Here is a 1,105-nt window from a genome sequence, read left to right as displayed (position 1 = left end):
ATCCAGGTCCGCGGGGTGGCGGGGGGCAGCGTTACGGTGGGAAAGGCGTACGCCCGTTCCCGCGGACCCGGAGGTGAGAGGCGGCATGACGACGCTCCCGCACCCCGCGGACCTGGATCTGCTCGCCGGGATGCAGGTCGACTACACCGACCAGGACGACCCCGTGCTGATCCGGCCGGACGGCAGCCCGGTCGAGACGTGGCGCGAGAACTACCCGTACGACTTCCGCATGGAGCGCAAGGAGTACGAGTGGCACAAGCGGCTCCAGCAGATAGAGCTGCTGAAGCTGCAGAGCTGGATCAAGGAGACCGGCCGGCGGCTGGTGATCGTCTTCGAGGGGCGCGACGCGGCCGGCAAGGGCGGGACGATCAAGCGGTTCACCGAGCACCTGAACCCGCGCGGGGCGCGGGTGGTGGCGCTGGAGAAGCCGACCGAGCGCGAGCGCGGGCAGTGGTACTTCCAGCGGTACGTGGAGCACCTGCCGACCGCGGGCGAGATCGTGCTCTTCGACCGGTCCTGGTACAACCGGGCCGGCGTGGAGCGGGTCATGGGCTTCTGCACGGAGGACGAGTACCAGCGGTTCATGCGGCAGGCGCCCGCCTTCGAGCGGATGCTCGTGGACGACGGCATCGACCTGGTGAAGTTCTGGTTCTCCGTGTCGCGCGACGAGCAGCGGACCCGCTTCACGATCCGCCAGGTCGACCCGGTGCGGCAGTGGAAGCTGAGCCCGATGGACCTGGCCTCCTTGGACCGGTGGGACGACTACACCGAGGCCAAGGTCACGATGTTCCGGGAGACCGACACCGAGCAGGCGCCCTGGACGGTGGTGAAGAGCAACGACAAGAAGCGGGCCCGTGTGGAGGCGATGCGCGCCGTGCTGGGCCGCTTCGACTACGGCGACAAGGACGAGGAGGTCGTGGGCGTGCCCGACCCGAGGATCGTCGGTGCCGCCGCGAACCTGCTCGAGGCCGGCGAGGCCTGAGCCTTCGCCCCCGGCGCGGGCGTGGTGGATGATCCGTCCATTCCCGGCCGGCGGCCCGCGCGCCGGGACCACCGTCCACATCCAGCCCTGGACCTGGGATGATCCCCTGCGCCCACCCACCCC

1 protein-coding gene is annotated in these 1,105 nt (G+C 70.0%); it reads left to right on the top strand.

The window, feature by feature from the left end:
• Positions 1-85 precede the first annotated feature (85 nt).
• The gene (gene ppk2, locus PV341_RS45035; RefSeq protein WP_500322474.1) at positions 86-982 is read left to right on the top strand and encodes a polyphosphate kinase 2; all 897 of its coding nucleotides are present in this window, start codon (positions 86-88) and stop codon (positions 980-982) included.
• The last annotated feature ends 123 nt before the right edge of the window (positions 983-1,105 follow it).

The organism is Streptomyces sp. PA03-1a, from assembly GCF_033792805.1.
Lineage (GTDB): Bacteria > Actinomycetota > Actinomycetes > Streptomycetales > Streptomycetaceae > Actinacidiphila.
The sequence above is the reverse complement of the archived record's forward strand: the minus strand, read 5'-3'. Positions and strand labels throughout refer to the sequence as shown.